Source organism: Rheinheimera salexigens (assembly GCF_001752395.1).
GTDB lineage: Bacteria > Pseudomonadota > Gammaproteobacteria > Enterobacterales > Alteromonadaceae > Alishewanella > Alishewanella salexigens.
This window is the reverse complement of record NZ_MKEK01000001.1, coordinates 2,268,021-2,286,669: the sequence shown is the minus strand read 5'-3', so window position 1 is coordinate 2,286,669 and position 18,649 is coordinate 2,268,021. Positions and strand designations below refer to the sequence as shown.

Sequence of the window (18,649 nt, the reverse complement as noted above, 5' to 3'; positions counted from 1 at the left end):
TAACGGCCATTTTTAGGCTTGTTTTTTGCTGGTTCTCGAGGTCATGACATGGCAACAGGGTTTCGTTTAGGTTTAATCATTAATCCGTTAGCGGGATTAGGCGGCAGTGTCGGTTTAAAAGGCTCTGATGGTCAAGCAGAGCAAGCCATAGCATTGGGCGCAAAACCACAAGCGATGCACAGAGCTCAAACCGCCCTGGCCGAATTAGAGTCGTTAAAATCGCAATTTACAGTTTACACCGTGGCAGGTGACATGGGCGAAAAGAGTTGCCAGCAATTAGCACTCAATTACCACGTGGTGTATACGCCAAACGCGAATGTCACTAGCGCAACAGATACCGAGCAAGCTGCACAAGCTTTAGTGGCCGCCAAAGTTGATCTGCTGTTATTTGCCGGTGGTGATGGTACTGCCAGAAACATTTGTAACGTGGTGGCCGAAGAAACCACGGTTTTAGGCATTCCTGCTGGGGTAAAAATCCACTCCGGTGTTTATGCCATATCACCCACTGCCGCAGGCAAGTTAGTGGCCAAATTGATAGCCGGTGAATTGGTCTCGCTAGATAGCGCGGATGTAATGGATATTGATGAACAAGCGTTTCGTCAAGGTGTAGTCAAAGCACGGCGCTTTGGTGAAATGCGCATACCGGCACAATTGCGTTATGTGCAAAGTGTAAAAGCGGGTGGGCAAGAGTCCGATGAACTGGTGTTAGCTGATTTAGCGGCTTATATCACTGAACAAATGCAAGATGATGTGCGCTATATAATGGGCTCAGGCTCTACTGTAGCGGCCGTGATGCAAGAGTTAGGCGTAGAGAATACCTTACTCGGCGTAGATGTAGTGGAAAACGGCCAATTAATCGCTAAGGATGTTACTGCAGAGCAGTTGTTTAGCTTAATTGATGGTTATCCAAGTCAGCTTATTATCACCCTAATTGGTGGTCAAGGTCATGTGTTTGGTCGAGGAAATCAGCAGTTAGCACCGAAAATTATCCGTAGTTTAGGTCGTAGTAATATTCAAGTAATTGCCAGCAAAGATAAATTAGAACAGCTACAAGGTCGGCCATTACTTGCTGATACGGGTGACGCCAAGTTGGATCAAGAATTAGCAGGATTAATTAATGTACTCACCGGTTATAACGACTACGTTATGTATCGATTAGGTTGGGAGGAAGAGGAATAGCATGAACAGCAATTTACACAGCGAGATGACAATTAATATCGATGCTTTTATCGATAACGCAGCTAATTTTTTTGATCAATTAGTCCCGGTAGCCACAGATGATGAATTGTTTGCGTCAGGTTATTTGCGCGGCCATTTTGATTTAGCTGTCGGTACTCTACAAGTCGCTGCAGAGCCATTCCAAGTGGACGAGTTGATTCAGCAAGTAAGCAGTAGCTTGCAACACGCTATCGGCCAAGGCGAGCTTAGCGAAACAGATCAAGCAACCGTACAAAATATCTGGCAACAAGTGCAGCAATTAGCCGCTTGATTTTGTGCATTACAAGACATTACTCGCTGTTTGCGCTAAACTGCGTGGCGATATTAACCTTGGCTTTAAGTAGCCAGAATAAATAAAGTGGGATTCATGGCAGATAAATATACAACTTTAGAGCAACACGCTAGTTACGGTATTGGTTTACAAATGGGTCAGCAATTAGCTGATAATCCATTTGACGGTTTAGATATTGAAGCGGTTGCAGCCGGTGTAAAAGCTGCTTTCACCGAGCAAGAACCAGAAGTAACTGATGAGCAAATTCGCGCTGCATTTGGCGTTATTAGCGAGCGTATGCAAGCAGAACAAGCTGAAAAAGCCCAATTATTAGCGGGTGCCGGTGAAGAATTTTTAGCTGAAAACGCTAAACGTGCTGAAGTCACGGTAACTGAGTCAGGTTTACAGTATGAAGTATTAGCAGCTGGCGCAGCAGATGGCGAAAAACCAACAGCTGAATCAACGGTACGTACTCATTATCACGGTACCCTAATCGACGGTACGGTTTTTGATAGCTCTTATCAGCGTGGCGAACCGGCAGAATTCCCAGTTTCAGGTGTTATTGCTGGCTGGACTGAAGCATTACAATTAATGACGCCAGGTACTAAATTACGCTTATATGTTCCACATGAGTTAGCTTATGGTGAGCGTGGCGCGGGTAATGCTATTGCTCCATTTAGCACCTTAGTATTTGATGTTGAGTTAATCGCTATTATCTAGTTACTATTCTAGGTATGAGTATTTAGTCAGTAAGCACTGGCTAAATACTGAAAAAAACGCCCTGTTTGTATACTCTATAAACAGGGCGTTTTTGTATTTGTTTGTTATGTGCTTTGTAGACACCTATAAAGGTTAACCTTTATAGGGATTTGAATTTACTTTAACCACTTGGCAAAGCAAAAACAGCGTTAGCACAATAATGTAGCTGTATAATATAATGCTGGTCCAAAACGCCATGCTGCGATCAAGTAAGCTCCAGCTATCATCGCCACAACTGGCTGTGGGTTCAAATACTGCAGGTAACCATTGCTCTAACGGCAGCCAGCTTGGGTATTCGGCAAAGAAAGCACAAGTCGAAAAACCACCTGCGGCAATAACTCGCTCTATTTCTAATAATTCATTCGCTTGGTTTAAGCCAAATACTGCGGCTGCAATCACGCCAATTAGCGCGAGACTGCGTAAAATAGTTATTTTCGCCGTTATAAAGCCGATTAAAGCGGCAAATAACATGGCACTAAAGGCGGCGCGAATATAAACACATTTGATACAGGGTTGAATATTCATCACATGTTGGAAATATAATGCTGTTGCTAAAAAAGCAGTAATGGTAATTATTAATAGTAGCCAAACAGAGCGTTTACTTGATAACGACTTGATTTTTTGCAACATTAAATAGCCTTATTTATATTGTTATATGATTTATGCAGGCTAATTTACGATATTTTGCTTAGTTCTACAATTAGCGTCTGTACAGGCTATTTTTAATCAGTGTCTTGTTAACTGATTGAGCTCTGGTACAATCAGTATAATATAACTTAATAAGTAGACGGATAGATCCGCATGACCAACTTGATAAAAGCGCAAAGCCCAGCCGGTTTCGCAGAAGAATACATTGTCGATTCTATTTGGAATGGCAAATTTGCACCTGGCTCCATTTTACCCGCAGAGCGCGAACTGTCGGAGTTGATTGGCGTAACTAGAACTACTTTACGTGAAGTGTTACAACGTTTAGCTCGCGATGGTTGGCTTACTATCAAGCATGGTAAACCAACTAAAGTAAATAACTTCTGGGAAACGTCAGGTTTAAATATTCTAGAAACCTTAGCCCGTTTAGATGAAGAGCATATGCCTGATTTAGTGGACGAGCTGCTTTCGGCGCGGACTAATATCAGTGCTATTTATATCCGTGGTGCGATTAAAAATAATGCCGAACGAGTGATTGAAGTTTTTGCTGGCGCCGAATTGCTAGAAGACACCGCTGAAGCTTATGCTGAGTTTGATTATAATTTAAATCATGAATTGGCGTTACATTCTGCTAATCGGATTTATGTACTAATTTTAAACGGCTTTCGTGGCTTATATAATAAAATTGCCCGCTTTTATTTTTCGCATCCAAAAGCGCGCGAAGTGGCACGTAACTACTATCACCAAATTAAAGTTCATGCTGAAAATGGTAAATTTGATGAAGTGGTATTTGCCGTGCGTAAGTATGGACGTGAAAGTGGCTTAATCTGGGCCGAGTTGCGACCAGAAATCCCAAAAGATTTAATAGAATAATTACTAGTAATTATCAAACAACAAACCGCCGAAAGGCGGTTTGTTGTTTGAGGCAGTGTGTATTTTCACTATCTAAAACTAAACACTAAACAAGGTGTATCCTGCCTTGAGCTGTTAGCCTAAGCCAGTTATGATAATACGATATATATTATGCTAATTAGTTATAAGGCTTAGGGTACCCATCATGTCATCAATTAAACCGTTGTCGTCACTTAGCGAAGTTTATTTAGATAATAATGCGACTACGCCGGTATTAGCGGTTGCAGCAGAAGCGGCCATGCATACGATGCAAAGTAGTTTCGGTAATCCAAGTAGTAGCCATACTACTGGCATTAAGGCCAAAGCCGAGTTAGAAAAAACCCGAGCACTAGCGCGTAAACTAATCGGCGCCACCAGTGGCGATATTGTTTTTACCTCTGGTGCTACTGAAGGCATTCAAACCTCTATTGTATCGGCCTTACTCGCTGCTAGAGCAAAGGGGCAGGTGGGTGCTGACACGCTATTGTTATATTGCTCAACCGAGCATAAAGCCGTGCCAGAAAGCTTGAAGCATTGGAATCACGTGCTGCAAGTTAATGCGACGGTACAAGCCATACCTGTTGATCAAAACGGTATTATTGATTATGAATTTTTACGTACGGCTTTGCCAAAAGCGGTTATGGTTTGCACCATGGCTGCCAATAATGAAACGGGCGTAATACAAGATTTAGCCAAGTTAGAAAAACTGATCCGAGATACTAACCCAGACGTATTTTGGATGGTCGATTGCGTGCAAGCATTGGGTAAAATGGCCTTGAATATTGCTAAAACTAGTATCGATTATGCGCCCTTTAGCGGTCATAAATTATATGCGCCTAAGGGGATTGGCTTTTTATATGTGCGTGATGGCTCACCTTATCAGCCTTTTATCGCCGGTGGTGGTCAAGAAAGTGGCTTACGCTCGGGTACGGAAAACTTGCCGGGTATCGCAGCCTTACAAGCTATATTTACCGAGTTAACCAAAACAACTGATTCTGCTTTTCAAACCGAAGCAACTTTATGGCGCTATCGTGACAATCTATTAAAAGCTTTACGCACTGTGTTTCCAGCTTTAGTCTTAAACAGTGATCAGCCTTTTATCGTACCAACCACACTGAATTTCTCGGTGCCGGGCTTTTATAGTAAAGACATAATGGATTTATTTGATGCCGCTGGCATACGGGTAAGTTCGGGTTCAGCCTGTAGCTCTAAAGTGCCCAGTAGTTTTGTGTTAGACGCCATGGGTTTAGAAGCTTGGCGCAGCCAAGGTGCTATTCGGCTATCCTTTGGCCCAGCAATGACAGAACAAGAATGTCAGCAAGCTTGTCAACGCATTGCCCAGCTCGCCGATGTGGTGTGTAAACACTGTTTAGTGCTTACCGATGCAACACCGACGTTAGAATTGCATGCTCATGGTTTAATTCAGTTAAAACATGAAGCTTTATGTAGTTACATTATTATTTGTCAAGATACTCGCCAAGCTGTAGTGATTGATCCGGTGTTACCTTTAGCCAGCCGGATAGCCAATATTGTTATGGGGCAAGATTTAGACCTCGTTGCGGTATTAGATACACACTTGCATCAGGATCATCAATCTGCGCGCTGCGCGTTACTGATGCTAGCGGGGTTAGTTGATGAAAAACAAAACGTCGATAATTTAGGTTGGCCGTTACAGCAAAACACCATTGTGGCCGGCCAATATCGACTTGAGAAGCTAAATACTCCAGGTCATACACCCGAAGCAATTAGTATTTTAATGTTTAAACAAGATCAGCTGCAAGCCGCTTTTGTTGGTGATGTATTATTACCCGGAGGCATTGGTCGCACCGATCTAGCCGGTGGCAGCATGACTGAATTAGCCAGCAGTATACGTTTATTGGCGCAGAAATTGGGCCAAGACTGTTTAATCCTGTCTAGCCATGATTATGCCCAGCGCTTCTTTACCACTTTTGCTCAAGCCTGTGCCCAACAACCTTTATTAGCCCAGCTATTACAACAGTTACCGGCAGAGCAATGGCAATCCGAGTTACGCGCCCAAGCGATTAAGCTACAACAAGTCAGTACCTATTTTTGTGGTTTAGTTGAAGTGAGCTATGCCGATGCCACCGATGTGATTGCGCCAGAAAATATGGCTGCATTTTTACAAAGTAAGCCCAATGCTAAAGTAATCGATGTTCGCGAGCCGCACGAGCAAAGTGCGGGCGCACTAAGCTTATATCTGCCAAGTAATGTGCTGGTGAATGAAATTCCATTGTCTAAATTGGCGGATGCATTAATAAATGCCGAACTTAAACCTGAGCAACCATTATTATTAGTCTGCCGTTCAGGTAATAGAAGCTTAGTGGCATGTAAAATTCTATCAACTATGGGTTTTGCCGAAGTGTATAACTTAAAAGGCGGTACCGCCTTACTTAGCTAACACTTAGCTAGTGCTAAGTAAGCACTGAGAAATGATTAGTTATTAAGTTTATCAACGCCGCTGGATTATTTATCAACCCGCGGCGTTTTTATTTAGCGCTAAAAATGGATTATTTAATAAAAAAATTGTTGGAACGGATTTAATAACCGAGTTAAGCCTTTTTTAAATTGTAAAGGCGCACTTAACACCGATAAACACAAACAGTCTTCATCAGCTAGTGTGCGCGGTGTATGGGTGACATCGGGTGAGTTTACTAATAAATCACCGACGCCATATTCGCCATCCTCATCGACTATTTTACCAGCCAATATTAATGTTATCTCTAAGCCTAAATGGGTGTGTTGAGGTACAGCGGTATTTTTATCAATATGCAGTAGTGACACATGATGACCCGGACCTGCTGGTACTTTAGCACTGGCAATGCCGCCAAGCTGCAACCATTTATTATGGTTTGTGGCTAAGCGTTGTAGGGCCCTTGGCAATATAAACTCACGTTGATTAACTTTTACTGTAACGGCTGCTATAGGTTTTGGCTCAGCCGTATTCAGAGTAACAACAGGTTGTTGCATAATAGCTTCTAACATGGCTGACCAGTTATTTTGCTCATTGCCAGTGGGGGCATCAATAACAGTTTGCTCAATATCAGTACCAATATCGTTAGCCATATCTAAACTTAATTGCTGGCATTGTGGGCACATATCAACATGGGCAGCGATGGCTAAAGCAATATCGGCCACTAAGGTGCCAGTAGTGAACTGTTGCAGCAACTCAGTGCTTGGATGATGTTTAATTATGTGAGCCATCAAAAGCCTCTTTTAGTCTGTCTAATGCAAGCCGTAACCGTGACTTAACGGTACCAAGTGGGATCGATAATTCATCTGATACTTCTTGATGGGTTTTTTCTTCTAAATACACTTTAGTGATTACCTCACTTTGCGCGGGGGGCAATTGGGCAAAATGTGGGGCTAACTTATCCAGTAATAAGGTTATATCCCAATGATAATCACTTTGTTCCAGCTCTACCTCAGGATACTCGCCATCAAACCATAAATCATCCGCGCTAATATCATCTTTACGCCGTTGTTTTTTGCGTAACATATCAAAACGAACATTACGGGCGATAGTAAATATCCACGTTGAAGCGGCCCCTCTTGAGGCATCAAATAAGGCGGCTTTTTGCCAAACATTCAGCATGGTATCTTGCACCATTTCTAGCGCTTGTTGCTCGTTACCAAACAGTTTGATACCAAAGGCTTTTAATCTTGGGGCAAAATGGGCAAATAATAATGCATAGGCCGCTTTGTTTCGCTGTAAGCCAATTGACGCTAATGTTTGTTCCCAACTAACCTGTTCTGTCATTCCGGCGGGTGAGCTCCACTGTGAATAGTGAGCTTCATCATGCCTTGGCATGCTAGCTAGGTTCAACATGTTTTCTCTTCCTTTGGCATAAAAAGACCAATTTAAGCCTTATTTAGCTTTTTACGCTGTGGGTTTGATTTTGGATTAGTGGTTTGGCAAATTAAAAAGTACTGAGTAGCAGCAGACAAAACAGACCAAATTGTCGTATTTGGCTAACCAATAGCCGCATCTGCTGTGCTTACGGTTGCGTTAATTGCCTAAGCTTTGTATAACAAGGCGTCATTTATTAGCATAAGCGCATCATTATGAAACTTGTATTTAAATCTACACTGAGTATTGCGCTCTGTAGTTTATTGCTGGCTGCACCAACACAAGCAAAAAAAGCAGAGCCACAAACTTACAATATTGAACCGGTAAGTGTTGCCACCGTATTTAAAGCGGACCCTAGTATTAAATTAACTTTAGAACAAATAATGGCTGATCCAGATTGGTTAGGGCGTCAGCCTGAGCGAGCATTTTGGTCGGCAGATAGCAAAACGGTTTATTATCAACGTAAACAGCAAGGTAATGAAAACCGAGACTGGTTTGTGCGACCTTTGGCGGGCACAGATAATGGCCAATTACTACCATTACAGCAAGCTCATACTATGGGTGCGGCCAATGCGGTTTATAACCAAGACCGCAGCTTACAAGCGTATATTTTTGCTGATAATTTATTTATCCGTGATATGAATAAGGGTACGTTACAGCAATTAACCCAAGACAGCGCCAAACAAAGTTCGCCGCAGTTTTTACTTGATGGTCGGTTGGCCTATCGTCAAGGTTGGCAATTTTTCGCCGTTAATTTAGCCACAGGTTTACGTAGTGAATTAGCTAATTTAAAAACTGAAAAAGCGCCAGAAGCACCTGAAGTAGCTAAAGGCTACTTAGCGCAAGAACAGCATAAACTTATTACGTATGTCGCGTTAAGTCATAAAAATAAACTTGATCGCCATCAAGCCGACATTCAGCTACAACAACACAATAGTACGCTTAGCCCGCAGCCCATTTATTTAGGTAAAGATCTACAAATTGTTGAAGCAAGTTTATCGCCAGCTGCCGACTATATTCTGTTATCTGCGCGTAAAAAAACCAAGCGCAACGATAAAGACATTATGCCTAACTATATAACGGCGAATGGTGATGTTGCTGCTCAGCAAGTTAGAGCCCGGGTTAATGATGTTAGCCCTGAGCCACAGCGCTTATGGTTAATCGATTTAAGCAGCGGTGAGCGCACCGAGCTTAGCTATACTACTTTACCGGGTTACAATGAAGATGTTTTAGCCAGTGTTAAAGCAGAAAACGCAAAAGCTAAAGGCGAAAAATATAAAAGCGAAAAAGTCATTCGTGATATTGGTTTAATGAACGACTGGTATTGGAGCCAAGGCGCTATTCGCTGGCATGCGTCAGGTGAGCAGGTCGCCGTGATGTTAAAGGCGTTTGATAATAAAGACCGTTGGTTAGCCACAGTTGATCTGAAAAAACAGCGTTTAATTCCGCAACATCGCTTACATGATACTGCTTGGGTAAATTATGCGTTTAATGACTTTGGTTGGCTGAATAATAGCCAAGCCTTGTATTATTTATCTGAAGAGTCAGGTTATGCCCATTTATATCTGAAAAGCTTAACCGGTAAAGCGAAAAAACTTACCAAAGGTACCTTTGAAGTTAGTGATCCGACATTAACCCAAGATGATAACTATATTTACTTTAAAGCCAATATGGCGCACCCAGGTCAATATGAAGTTTATCGGGCTAACTTAACTAATAATGCCATTGAGCAAGTTACCCATTTAGTTGGTAGCACTGACTTTAGCTTGTCGCCGGATGAAACCAAGTTATTATTGCGCCACTCAACTAACTTATTGCCAGAAGAACTGTATGTTGCAGATGCAACTCCAGCCAAACAAGTTACTCGGTTAACCGACACCGTGTCTGAGCAATTTAAAGCATTGCCGTTAGTGGCACCGACAATAGTAGCAGTTAAATCCTCCCATCAAGCGCAGCCAATCTTTAGCAAGGTGTACCAAGCGGCCGAAAATACCGCGGCGAAAAATAATGTAAATACTAACGAGAAACGGCGTGCGGTTATTTTTAATCATGGTGCCGGCTATTTACAAAATAGTGATTTAGGTTGGTCTGGCTATTTCCGTGAGTTTTTATTCCATAACTTATTAGTGCAACATGGCTATGTGGTAATGGATATGGACTACCGTGCCTCTAAGGGCTATGGTCGCGACTGGCGTGCGGCTATTTATCGGCATATGGGTAAGCCAGAAATAGATGACTTAGCCGATGGCGTAGATTGGTTAGTACAAAATGCTAATGTTGATCGGCAGCGTATTGGTACTTATGGCGGTTCATACGGTGGCTTTATGACATTTATGGCGTTATTTACCCAACCCGATTTATTCCAAGCGGGTGCTGCACTGCGGCCTGTAACAGACTGGGCTTATTATAATCAGCCGTATACTTCTAATATCTTAAATACGCCAAGTATTGATCCTATTGCGTTTGAACGCAGTTCGCCCATTTACTTTAGCCAAGGTTTAACCAAGCCATTATTAATTAATGCGCCTATGGTGGATGATAATGTGTTTTTTCAAGACAGCGTGCGTTTAGTACAGCGCTTAATTGAACAAGAAAACCCTAACTTTGAAATTGCGCTTTATCCCGTTGAAGCTCATGGCTTTAGACAGCCTAGCAGCTGGTTAGACGAATATCGCCGGATCTTTAAGTTATTTGAACAAAACTTATAAGTATAAAAAAGCCGCTACATTAAGTTGTAGCGGCTTTTTATTATGTAGTTATTTTTCTTTAAAACTAAAACTAAAACTAAATGTAAATACGGATAGGTTTACCCACACTAACACGCCGTAAACCCATCCCTGGGGGCTCATTTACGCCCGTCCAGGGCTTCAATGGTAGTTTAGGGTAAAACCGATCCTCCATAATTTATCTTAATCAGCCCACACTAAACACTTAAAACTTTACTTCTTAACCGCGTCTCTAATTTCTCTTAATAACACCACCTCTTCAGGCACAGGCGCGGGAGTGTCTGGTTTAGCTTCCTCTTTCTTTTTCATTGAGTTCATGGCAGTAATGCCGGCAAATACTGCTAAAGCTATAATTAAAAAGTCTATAATAGTTTGAATAAATGCACCGTATCTTATTAATACTTCCGCTTGGGTTGCAGTCTCTTGCTGGATCACAACGGCTAAATTCGTAAAGTTAACCCCCCCTAACATTACGCCAATCGGCGGCATAATGACATCATTAACAAATGACGACACAATTTTACCAAAAGCTACACCGATAATAATACCCACAGCCATATCTATTACGTTGCCGCGTAAGGCAAAGGTTTTAAAGTCTTGTAACATGCTCATAATTATTCCCTTAATATGCGTTAAGCCCCTGTTATTATCGCAACTACAACTATTAAAACCATAATAGTTAAGCCAGTGAGCTTTCTTAATATAAGCAGTAAAATGGGTTTTTAACAATAAATGACTAGTATTCAATAATTTTTGTTACTCGTTAAAGTCAGCCATTAATTTGCCTGATGCGCTAACAAAATCGCTATTGGCAGAGAAAGTTAGCTGCTCGCCACTATAAGGCTGTTGCAGTTGCAGGTGGGCAGCATGTAATAATAGTCGTGGTGCGGCGGCAATAGCTGGCTCGGAAGCATAAAAATGGTCACCCACTATAGGCCAACCTAAACTTTGCATATGCACCCGTAATTGATGCGAACGTCCGGTGATAGGGGTTAACTCTATTAATGCTCGGTCGCTAAGTTGTTGCAGTAGTCGATAATGGGTTAGGGCTGCCTTACCGTGGGTAAAGCAAACGTGATTATGCGGCGGATCATTACCAGCAGCGGCTAAAGGAAGATCGACCGTACCCAAGGCATGACTGACTTGTCCCCACACTACCGCTAAATAACGTTTTAGTACCTTACGCTCGGCAAATTGTTGCTTTAAATGTCGCTCTGCTTTGCGCCTAAGTGCTATTACTACTAAGCCCGATGTTGCTAAATCTAAGCGATTAATTATCTGGGCAAAACCATATTGTTGTTGTGCCCGACTAAGTAAGCTGTCGGCTAAATGCGCGCCGCGGCCAGATACACTCAGTAAACCGCTAGGTTTATTTAGCACCAACAAGTCTTTATCTGCAAATACAATATCCAGCCAAGGCTGTTGCGGTGGCTGATAATTAAATAATGACGGCATAATATTCAAGGTATTCTGGCATGATATTCATCAAGCTTAAGTGGCCCACAAGGGTTAGGCAATAAAAAATGCAGCTTAGCGGAATTACTTAGCAGCAACTAGTCCTTTTCGGTCATAACCTGTTGTAAGCGGTGTTTTTACGGCATAATAGGCCAGTGTTATTTTTTATCGAGACCCGCATGGCTGATGCAATAGATTCGCTAACCAAACTGCAAGCAAGCAGTGAAGATTATGACGTTTTATACCAAGACGATATAGTATTAGTGGTTAATAAACCGGCTAAATTATTAACGGTACCGGGACGGCACCCAGATAATCATGATTGTCTTATTAGTCGTGTGCAACGTGAATTTTTAACCGCCAGTATTGTGCATCGGTTGGATTATGATACTTCAGGTATCGTGATAATCCCGTTAACTAAACGGGCCTTATCTGATATCAGCAAGCAATTTCAAGCTAGAACGGTACAAAAGCATTACATTGCGCTGGTGGCGGGTCTAGTTAAAGCCAACAGTCAACAGATTGATTTAGCCTTAGCGGCGGATATGGCTAATCGGCCTTGCTATAAAGTTTGTCAGCTGGAAGGAAAACCATCAACCACTGACGTCAAAGTGTTGTCACGAGATAGCACAAAACAGCAAACTCGCCTGCAATTAAGCCCCATTACTGGCCGATCGCATCAGTTACGAGTGCATATGCAAGCTATTGGTCATCCTATTGTTGGCGATACCCTATACGCACCAGATGCAGTGGCGGCGGCCAGCTCGCGGTTATTACTGCATGCAGAGCAAATTCAGTTTCTACATCCATTAACGGCGCAAGTATTAACCATTACCGCCCCGGCGGCCTTTTAAATTTGCGGCCATAAGCGCGATGAAAATAAGCGACCAAGCTAAGTAGTAATGCCAGCAGCAGCCCAATAACAATGCCAAATAAATGGGCATCAATAGCCACATTAGCATTAATTAATTGGGCCAAGTCGGCATCAGGCCCTTGCCATTGTTCATAGCCAACTTTGGCCATTAAACCCAGAAATAGGATTTTGCCGGTTGGTTCATGCTGCTGCATATCTTTGATGGCGCCGATACACAGTAGTGCATGTAATACGCCGGATAGCCCAACGTAAACTTGAATGTCGGGTGCCAACCACAGCAGCAGATAACTAATACCTAAAGCAGTACAACCAACATATAAAATAATAGTACTTGAGCTGTAATAACGGCCATGCAATAGCATCACTAAGCTTAAACCGGCTAAATTCATCACTAAATGCCAAGTATTAGAGTGCAATAAATGCCCAGTGACTAAGCGCCAATATTCAGCATCGATAATCGCACTGTGCTGATAGACCAGTGCCTGTTGTATCTGTTGTGGCAGTATTGCCGCGATAACGATAATAATACTTAACCAAGCAAAGCCAGGCCAACTTTGTGCTAGCCAAGTTGGCTGATGCCATGTTGTTTTTTTAAACAAAGGGTGATCCTAAATAAGGGTTGAAAATAGCTCGACAGTTAATGAATAGATTAACCATGCCGGCCTGTTGCTTTAGCTTACTATAAATAACGCGCCAGCTTGAACTATAACCGCGATTATTGGTATTTAACCTAGTTGATCTTCAGTAATTAACTGGGTAGGGTAAAGCTATCATTCATAGCGAGTCTCAAGCACATGCCGTCTAGATTTAAACACTCCTTTTTAGCCTTATCTTTCTGTTTTACGGCCAGCTTAACCAGCTTTATCGCTATTGCAGAGCAAGAAACCCGAGAGCCCGAAGCCGGCACCGGTATTTATCAACAACATTTAGTCACTGCACAAAAATATATGGTGTCTGCTGCCCACCCCTTAGCTGTGATGGCAGGGCAAAATATTTTAGCTAAAGGTGGCAGTGCGGTAGATGCAGCCATTGCTACTCAATTAATGTTAGGCCTAGTTGAACCACAAAGCTCAGGCTTAGGTGGCGGTGCCTTTATGCTGTATTGGCAATCAAGTAACCAACAATTAACCAGCTTTGATGGTCGAGAAAAAGCGCCCGCTGCAGCAACAGATAAGCTGTTCTTTGATCATGATAAAGTAATGGATTGGCGTGAAGCCTATGTTGGCGGTAAATCGGTCGGCGTGCCAGGTGTTGTTGCTATGATGGAAAAAGCCCATCAACAATTTGGCAAGTTAGCGTGGGCAGACCTATTTACCGATACCATTAATACCGCAATAAATGGTTTTGCTGTGTCATCACGTACCGCATCGCAACTTGAAAAAGGCTGGAATAAGGGGATTGCGCAATTTGCTCAGTCAAGACAGTACTTTTATCCGCATGGCCAGGTTGTAAAGCAAGGTGATACCTTAACAAACCCGGCTTATGCCAAAACCTTAGAAGTTATAGCCAGTAAAGGCGCTGCCGGCTTTTATAGTGGTGAAATAGCCCAGGAAATTGCCAACACCGTTCAAAATGCTAAGATAAATCCAGGCCAACTACAGTTAAGTGATTTAGCTAACTATCAAACTGTACAACGAGAACCAGTGTGTATGCTTTATCGCTTGTATAAAGTCTGTGGTATGGCGCCGCCAAGCTCAGGGGGTATAGCCGTAATGCAAATACTCGGCATGCTAGAGCAATATGATTTAGCTAAAGTAGCACCTGATAGCGTTCAAGCGACCCATTTAATTAGCCAAGCTGCTAAATTAGCTTTTGCTGATCGTGAACTTTATATGGCCGATCCAGATTTTGTGGCAGTACCTGTTAATGGCATGATTGATCGTCAATATTTAGCTCAGCGCGGTAAATTAATTCCATCACATAAAGCGGGTGTTAAAGCGCAAGCCGGTAGCCCGGCATTAGCGCCGGCTGTAGCCGCGAGTGAGGCCATTGAGTTTCCAAATACCAGTCACTTATCTATTGTTGATGCCCAGGGTAATGCCGTGAGTATGACGACAAGCATTGAAAATGTGTTTGGCTCTGGATTAATGGTTGCCGGTTTTTTATTAAATAACCAATTAACTGACTTTAGTTTACAGCCAACGGTTAATGGCCAAATGGTGGCAAATAAAGTTCAAGGCAATAAAAGGCCACGCTCATCAATGGCACCGATGATGGTGTTTGATCAACATAATAACTTAGTGTTAGTTATTGGCTCGCCGGGTGGCAGCCGGATCATTAATTATGTGGCGCAAACGATTATTGCGGTACTAGATTGGCGGATGAATATGCTAGAAGCAATAGCACTGCCTAAGTTTACCCATCGTAACGATTACCTTGCCTTAGAAAAAGATACCGCGTTGCAACAGCAGCAAGCCGCCTTAGAAAAAATGGGTTACAAAGTGCAGTTACAAGATTTAAACAGCGGTTTGCATGGCATTATGATTACAGAGCAGGGATTACAAGGTGCAGCTGATCCACGGCGTGAAGGTCGGGCAGCGGGCAAGTAAATTAGCAATTAAAACAAAATAGGTTTATTAACATGGTTTTAACTGAGCTTAATCAAGGTGTTTTAGCAATTAGTTTACACCGGCCAGAAAAGAAAAATGCGCTGAGTCAGCAAATGTACCTAGACTTAGTTGCAGCGTTACAACGCGCTGAAGCCGATGATGATATAAAAGTGGTTTTATTAGGCAGCAGCAGTGACTGCTTTTCAGCCGGTAACGACTTGCAAGACTTTCTGGGCGCGGGGGCATTAAATTCGAGCCATCCTACGGTAATATTTCTATATCAACTCGCCCGTTTTACTAAGCCTATTATTGCTGCTGTCGATGGCCTAGCCATTGGAATTGGTACGACGGCTTTACTGCATTGTGATTTGGTTTATGTTACGGACAGAGTGAAGTTTCAATTGCCCTTTACGGCTTTAGGTTTATGCCCAGAAGCAGGGTCAAGCGTACTATTACCCCAAGTAGCGGGTTATCAACGTGCAGCGCAGTATTTATTATTAGGTGAAGCTTTTGGTGCGAATGAAGCTGTACAAATGGGCTTAGTTAATCAAGTGGTTAGCGCTGATAAATTAACGCAATTAGCCACAGAAAAAGCCCAAACCTTAGCGAAATTGCCTGCTGCTGCGGTATTAGCGACTAAAAAATTAATGCGTAAGCAACAGCAACAATTAACCTTAGATACCATAGCAACCGAGCTAGAGCATTTTCAGCAACTACTGGTTAGTGATGATTGTCAGCAACGAATTAAAGGTTTTTTTCGACCAAAAAGTTAAAGCGAGGGAATACCAAACTAGCGCGCTGCTAACACAGAATGCGCTCAGAGCTTTTGCCGCACTGATGCAGCACTATTGCAGTGTCATCGTACAGCGCGGCTAAATTTATCCGCTTTTACAGCATTAACTAACCAGCGACCACTTTGCTTTACTAACACTACTGAACGCATATCGGCAATTTTTTTGCCTTGATGGGTGCCTGTTAATACCACGGAAATATGCGCTTCATCATCATACTGCTGACGCACATTACTACTGCTCGGGTTAAGGGTAATAATCACTTCATCAAATGAGACGTTCATTAATATCCGGCTAACTTGCCGAGTTGTGCCATAACTTTCTAGTAAATTGGCATAATTGTTAGTGCTGAAATTTTTGGCTTTATCTAAATCGTTAGCATTATATAAGGCATCAAAAAACTCTGTCGCTATGGCTTCAGGCGTCCCCCATTGGGTAGTGATGGCAGGTGCGGGATCACTGCAAGCAGTCAAAAACAATAAAAGCCCAAACCAGAGACCAGAAGATTGCCAACTAAAAACCATTAATATAAACACCTATAAAACACTAGCTGTTAAGTCTGACTTTTGTTGCAGTAGATGTAAAGAGAAAGGGCAGTTAATACTGCCCTAAGTGCGGTTATATCCAGACCAGTATTAACGTTAAGTTAAACGCTTAATTCTTGCTCGGTAAATACATCGGCAAATAGCGCGCTAGATAAATAACGCTCAGCGGCACTAGGTAAGATAATAACAATGTTTTTACCGGCATATTCTGGCTTTTCGGCTAAGCGTTGTGCGGCGACTAAAGCGGCACCTGAAGAAATACCGGCTAGAATGCCTTCTTCACGCATTAGACGATGGGTGGCAGCAAAAGCTTCTTCACTGCTGACCTTTTCTACTTGATCAATGACACTAAGATCTAAGTTACCCGGAATAAAACCAGCACCAATACCTTGAATTTTATGTGGCCCAGGCGTTAAGTCTTCACCGTTTTTAGCTTGGCTAATAACCGGTGATTCGGTCGGCTCTACCGCGACTGTTAATACATTAAGCTTTTTTTCATGTTTTAAGTAACGGCTTACGCCGGTAATAGTACCGCCAGTACCCACACCGGCAATAAACACATCTACCTTGCCATCTAAATCAGTATAAATTTCAGGGCCGGTGGTATCAAAGTGAATTTGTGGGTTGGCAGGGTTATCAAACTGACCTAACAAAATATACTTTTTAGGATCAGACTGGGCAATTTCTTTGGCTTTAGCAATAGCGCCATTCATACCTTTAGCTGCTTCGGTTAACACCAAATTAGCCCCTAAAGCTTTTAATAATTTGCGCCGCTCTAAGCTCATGCTTTCTGGCATAGTTAAGGTGAGTTTATAACCTCGGCTAGCAGCAACAAAAGCTAAGGCAATTCCGGTATTACCAGAGGTCGGTTCGACAATTTCATGCTCAGCTGTTAGCGTACCTTTTTTCTCGGCATCCCAAATTAAGGCCGCACCCAAGCGACATTTAACACTAAAGCTAGGGTTACGGGCTTCAATTTTAGCGTAGACATTAGCGCTGCCTTTGCTACTGCTAGGAATGGTTCGGTTTAGTTTGACCAAAGGGGTGTGCCCGATAGACAATGAATTATCAGCATAAACGTTTGCCATATAACAGCTCCAAAATAAAATAATTAAATTAAGAAATTGGTACCAGAATACTCTACATAAAGAAAATTACCCAAGCATTTGGCTATATCTTATTCCATTTTACTACAAGAAAGAGGATGCAATGGCATTTGAAAGTACAGAACACTATATCGTATCGGATGAATTAGCATTAGCAGTAAACGCTGCCGTGACATTAGAAAAGCCGTTATTGATTAAAGGTGAACCGGGCACCGGTAAAACCAGGTTGGCAGAAGAATTAGCCGCAAGCTTAGGCACTGAGCTTATTCAGTGGCATGTAAAATCAACCACTAAAGCCCAACATGGTTTGTATGAATATGATGCCGTATCCCGCTTGCGCGACAGCCAATTAGGCAGCGACAAAGTACAGGATATTGCTAATTACATTAAACCCGGCAAATTATGGCAAGCTTTTACTGCCACTCAGCGGCCGGTGCTATTAATAGATGAAATCGATAAAGCGGATATCGAGTTTCCCAACGACTTACTGCATGAGCTGGACCAAATGGCGTTTCATGTTTATGAAACCGGTGAGCAAATTAAAGCCATTCAACGGCCTATCGTTATTATCACTTCAAATAACGATAAAGAATTGCCTGATGCGTTTCTGCGCCGTTGTTTCTTTCACTATATACGCTTTCCTGATGCCGATACCTTAAGAGCCATTGTTGATGTTCATTATCCGCATATTCAACCGCAGTTATTAAATGTGGCCCTAGAAACATTTTTTGATTTACGTGAAATGCCCGGGTTAAAGAAAAAGCCTTCTACGTCTGAACTGCTCGATTGGTTAAAGCTGCTATTAGCAGAAGATATATCGGCACAAGCATTACATGATAAGCAGCATAAAGGCGGATTAATGCCAATGTTTGGCGCCTTATTAAAAAATGAGCAAGATGTCGCCTTAGTGGAGAAGTTGGCATTTATGGCCAACAGGTCGGGCAGGTAGGC

At 42.5% G+C, this 18,649-nt stretch carries 18 protein-coding genes; 10 read left to right on the top strand and 8 right to left on the bottom strand.

The window, feature by feature from the left end; genetic code table 11:
- Positions 1–48: 48 nt before the first annotated feature.
- The 3 genes from BI198_RS10400 (at position 49) to BI198_RS10390 (ending at position 2,209) form a co-directional block, all read left to right on the top strand.
- Positions 49–1,179, top strand: a complete 1,131-nt coding sequence (locus tag BI198_RS10400) for an ATP-NAD kinase family protein (protein WP_070049499.1) — start codon at positions 49–51, stop codon at positions 1,177–1,179.
- Between the two features lies 1 nt (position 1,180).
- A complete protein-coding gene (locus BI198_RS10395; RefSeq protein ID WP_235605306.1) occupies positions 1,181–1,489 on the top strand; it encodes a YfcL family protein in 309 nt (102 codons plus the stop codon).
- A 96-nt stretch (positions 1,490–1,585) separates the two neighbouring features.
- Positions 1,586–2,209, top strand: a complete 624-nt coding sequence (locus BI198_RS10390; protein ID WP_070049498.1) for an FKBP-type peptidyl-prolyl cis-trans isomerase — start codon at positions 1,586–1,588, stop codon at positions 2,207–2,209.
- Between the two features lie 132 nt (positions 2,210–2,341).
- Here BI198_RS10390 and dsbB read toward each other — a convergent pair whose 3' ends face one another.
- A complete protein-coding gene (dsbB, locus tag BI198_RS10385; RefSeq protein WP_070049497.1) occupies positions 2,342–2,878 on the bottom strand; it encodes a disulfide bond formation protein DsbB in 537 nt (178 codons plus the stop codon).
- Between the two features lie 171 nt (positions 2,879–3,049).
- On the opposite strand from dsbB, the gene fadR reads away from it, so the two are divergent.
- Both fadR and BI198_RS10375 read left to right on the top strand, forming a co-directional pair.
- The gene (gene fadR, locus BI198_RS10380; protein ID WP_070049496.1) at positions 3,050–3,766 is read left to right on the top strand and encodes a fatty acid metabolism transcriptional regulator FadR; all 717 of its coding nucleotides are present in this window, start codon (positions 3,050–3,052) and stop codon (positions 3,764–3,766) included.
- A gap of 184 nt (positions 3,767–3,950) precedes the next feature.
- Positions 3,951–6,203, top strand: coding sequence for an aminotransferase class V-fold PLP-dependent enzyme (locus BI198_RS10375; protein WP_070049495.1), 2,253 nt, complete (start codon positions 3,951–3,953; stop codon positions 6,201–6,203).
- Positions 6,204–6,316: 113 nt separating this feature from the next.
- On the opposite strand, the gene BI198_RS10370 is transcribed toward BI198_RS10375, so the two are convergent.
- Together BI198_RS10370 and BI198_RS10365 are read right to left on the bottom strand one after the other, a co-directional pair.
- The gene (locus tag BI198_RS10370) at positions 6,317–7,006 is read right to left on the bottom strand and encodes a ChrR family anti-sigma-E factor (RefSeq protein WP_070049494.1); all 690 of its coding nucleotides are present in this window, start codon (positions 7,004–7,006) and stop codon (positions 6,317–6,319) included.
- Positions 6,990–7,631 carry a sigma-70 family RNA polymerase sigma factor gene (locus BI198_RS10365; protein WP_083256599.1) on the bottom strand — a complete coding sequence of 214 codons (642 nt, stop codon included), beginning with the start codon at positions 7,629–7,631 and terminating at the stop codon, positions 6,990–6,992. Before BI198_RS10365 ends, BI198_RS10370 begins: the two co-directional genes overlap by 17 nt.
- A 236-nt stretch (positions 7,632–7,867) precedes the next feature.
- Here BI198_RS10365 and BI198_RS10360 point away from each other — a divergent pair, with 236 nt between their 5' ends.
- Positions 7,868–10,360, top strand: a complete 2,493-nt coding sequence (locus tag BI198_RS10360; RefSeq protein ID WP_070049493.1) for a S9 family peptidase — start codon at positions 7,868–7,870, stop codon at positions 10,358–10,360.
- Between the two features lie 231 nt (positions 10,361–10,591).
- Here BI198_RS10360 and mscL read toward each other — a convergent pair whose 3' ends face one another.
- Positions 10,592–10,990, bottom strand: coding sequence for a large-conductance mechanosensitive channel protein MscL (mscL, locus tag BI198_RS10355; RefSeq protein WP_070049492.1), 399 nt, complete (start codon positions 10,988–10,990; stop codon positions 10,592–10,594).
- Between the two features lie 144 nt (positions 10,991–11,134).
- The gene (locus tag BI198_RS10350; RefSeq protein WP_070049491.1) at positions 11,135–11,833 is read right to left on the bottom strand and encodes an RluA family pseudouridine synthase; all 699 of its coding nucleotides are present in this window, start codon (positions 11,831–11,833) and stop codon (positions 11,135–11,137) included.
- Positions 11,834–12,012: 179 nt separating this feature from the next.
- On the opposite strand from BI198_RS10350, the gene BI198_RS10345 reads away from it, so the two are divergent.
- Positions 12,013–12,687: an RluA family pseudouridine synthase gene (locus BI198_RS10345; protein WP_070050823.1), complete on the top strand. Its 675-nt coding sequence runs from the start codon at positions 12,013–12,015 to the stop codon at positions 12,685–12,687.
- On the opposite strand, the gene rrtA is transcribed toward BI198_RS10345, so the two are convergent.
- Positions 12,665–13,306: a rhombosortase gene (rrtA, locus tag BI198_RS10340; RefSeq protein WP_070049490.1), complete on the bottom strand. Its 642-nt coding sequence runs from the start codon at positions 13,304–13,306 to the stop codon at positions 12,665–12,667. The genes BI198_RS10345 and rrtA overlap by 23 nt on opposite strands.
- Positions 13,307–13,501: 195 nt before the next feature.
- Here rrtA and ggt point away from each other — a divergent pair, with 195 nt between their 5' ends.
- Together ggt and BI198_RS10330 are read left to right on the top strand one after the other, a co-directional pair.
- The gene (gene ggt, locus BI198_RS10335) at positions 13,502–15,256 is read left to right on the top strand and encodes a gamma-glutamyltransferase (protein ID WP_070049489.1); all 1,755 of its coding nucleotides are present in this window, start codon (positions 13,502–13,504) and stop codon (positions 15,254–15,256) included.
- Between the two features lie 32 nt (positions 15,257–15,288).
- Positions 15,289–16,029: an enoyl-CoA hydratase-related protein gene (locus BI198_RS10330; protein WP_070049488.1), complete on the top strand. Its 741-nt coding sequence runs from the start codon at positions 15,289–15,291 to the stop codon at positions 16,027–16,029.
- An 83-nt stretch (positions 16,030–16,112) separates the two neighbouring features.
- On the opposite strand, the gene BI198_RS10325 is transcribed toward BI198_RS10330, so the two are convergent.
- Both BI198_RS10325 and cysK read right to left on the bottom strand, forming a co-directional pair.
- Positions 16,113–16,571 (bottom strand): hypothetical protein, encoded by a 459-nt coding sequence (locus BI198_RS10325; RefSeq protein WP_070049487.1) that lies wholly within the window; start codon positions 16,569–16,571, stop codon positions 16,113–16,115.
- 122 nt (positions 16,572–16,693) lie between these two features.
- Positions 16,694–17,680 carry a cysteine synthase A gene (gene cysK / locus BI198_RS10320; RefSeq protein WP_070049486.1) on the bottom strand — a complete coding sequence of 329 codons (987 nt, stop codon included), beginning with the start codon at positions 17,678–17,680 and terminating at the stop codon, positions 16,694–16,696.
- 121 nt (positions 17,681–17,801) lie between these two features.
- Here cysK and BI198_RS10315 point away from each other — a divergent pair, with 121 nt between their 5' ends.
- A complete protein-coding gene (locus BI198_RS10315; RefSeq protein ID WP_070049485.1) occupies positions 17,802–18,647 on the top strand; it encodes an AAA family ATPase in 846 nt (281 codons plus the stop codon).
- Positions 18,648–18,649 lie beyond the last annotated feature (2 nt).

Coding starts and splice junctions, on each gene's coding strand:
- BI198_RS10400 (WP_070049499.1), top strand. CDS start 49: ATGGCAACAGGGTTTCGTTTAGGTTTAATCATTAATCCGTTAGCGGGA.
- BI198_RS10395 (WP_235605306.1), top strand. CDS start 1,181: ATGAACAGCAATTTACACAGCGAGATGACAATTAATATCGATGCTTTT.
- BI198_RS10390 (WP_070049498.1), top strand. CDS start 1,586: ATGGCAGATAAATATACAACTTTAGAGCAACACGCTAGTTACGGTATT.
- dsbB (WP_070049497.1), bottom strand. CDS start 2,878: ATGTTGCAAAAAATCAAGTCGTTATCAAGTAAACGCTCTGTTTGGCTA.
- fadR (WP_070049496.1), top strand. CDS start 3,050: ATGACCAACTTGATAAAAGCGCAAAGCCCAGCCGGTTTCGCAGAAGAA.
- BI198_RS10375 (WP_070049495.1), top strand. CDS start 3,951: ATGTCATCAATTAAACCGTTGTCGTCACTTAGCGAAGTTTATTTAGAT.
- BI198_RS10370 (WP_070049494.1), bottom strand. CDS start 7,006: ATGGCTCACATAATTAAACATCATCCAAGCACTGAGTTGCTGCAACAG.
- BI198_RS10365 (WP_083256599.1), bottom strand. CDS start 7,631: ATGTTGAACCTAGCTAGCATGCCAAGGCATGATGAAGCTCACTATTCA.
- BI198_RS10360 (WP_070049493.1), top strand. CDS start 7,868: ATGAAACTTGTATTTAAATCTACACTGAGTATTGCGCTCTGTAGTTTA.
- mscL (WP_070049492.1), bottom strand. CDS start 10,990: ATGAGCATGTTACAAGACTTTAAAACCTTTGCCTTACGCGGCAACGTA.
- BI198_RS10350 (WP_070049491.1), bottom strand. CDS start 11,833: ATGCCGTCATTATTTAATTATCAGCCACCGCAACAGCCTTGGCTGGAT.
- BI198_RS10345 (WP_070050823.1), top strand. CDS start 12,013: ATGGCTGATGCAATAGATTCGCTAACCAAACTGCAAGCAAGCAGTGAA.
- ggt (WP_070049489.1), top strand. CDS start 13,502: ATGCCGTCTAGATTTAAACACTCCTTTTTAGCCTTATCTTTCTGTTTT.
- BI198_RS10330 (WP_070049488.1), top strand. CDS start 15,289: ATGGTTTTAACTGAGCTTAATCAAGGTGTTTTAGCAATTAGTTTACAC.
- BI198_RS10325 (WP_070049487.1), bottom strand. CDS start 16,571: ATGGTTTTTAGTTGGCAATCTTCTGGTCTCTGGTTTGGGCTTTTATTG.
- cysK (WP_070049486.1), bottom strand. CDS start 17,680: ATGGCAAACGTTTATGCTGATAATTCATTGTCTATCGGGCACACCCCT.
- BI198_RS10315 (WP_070049485.1), top strand. CDS start 17,802: ATGGCATTTGAAAGTACAGAACACTATATCGTATCGGATGAATTAGCA.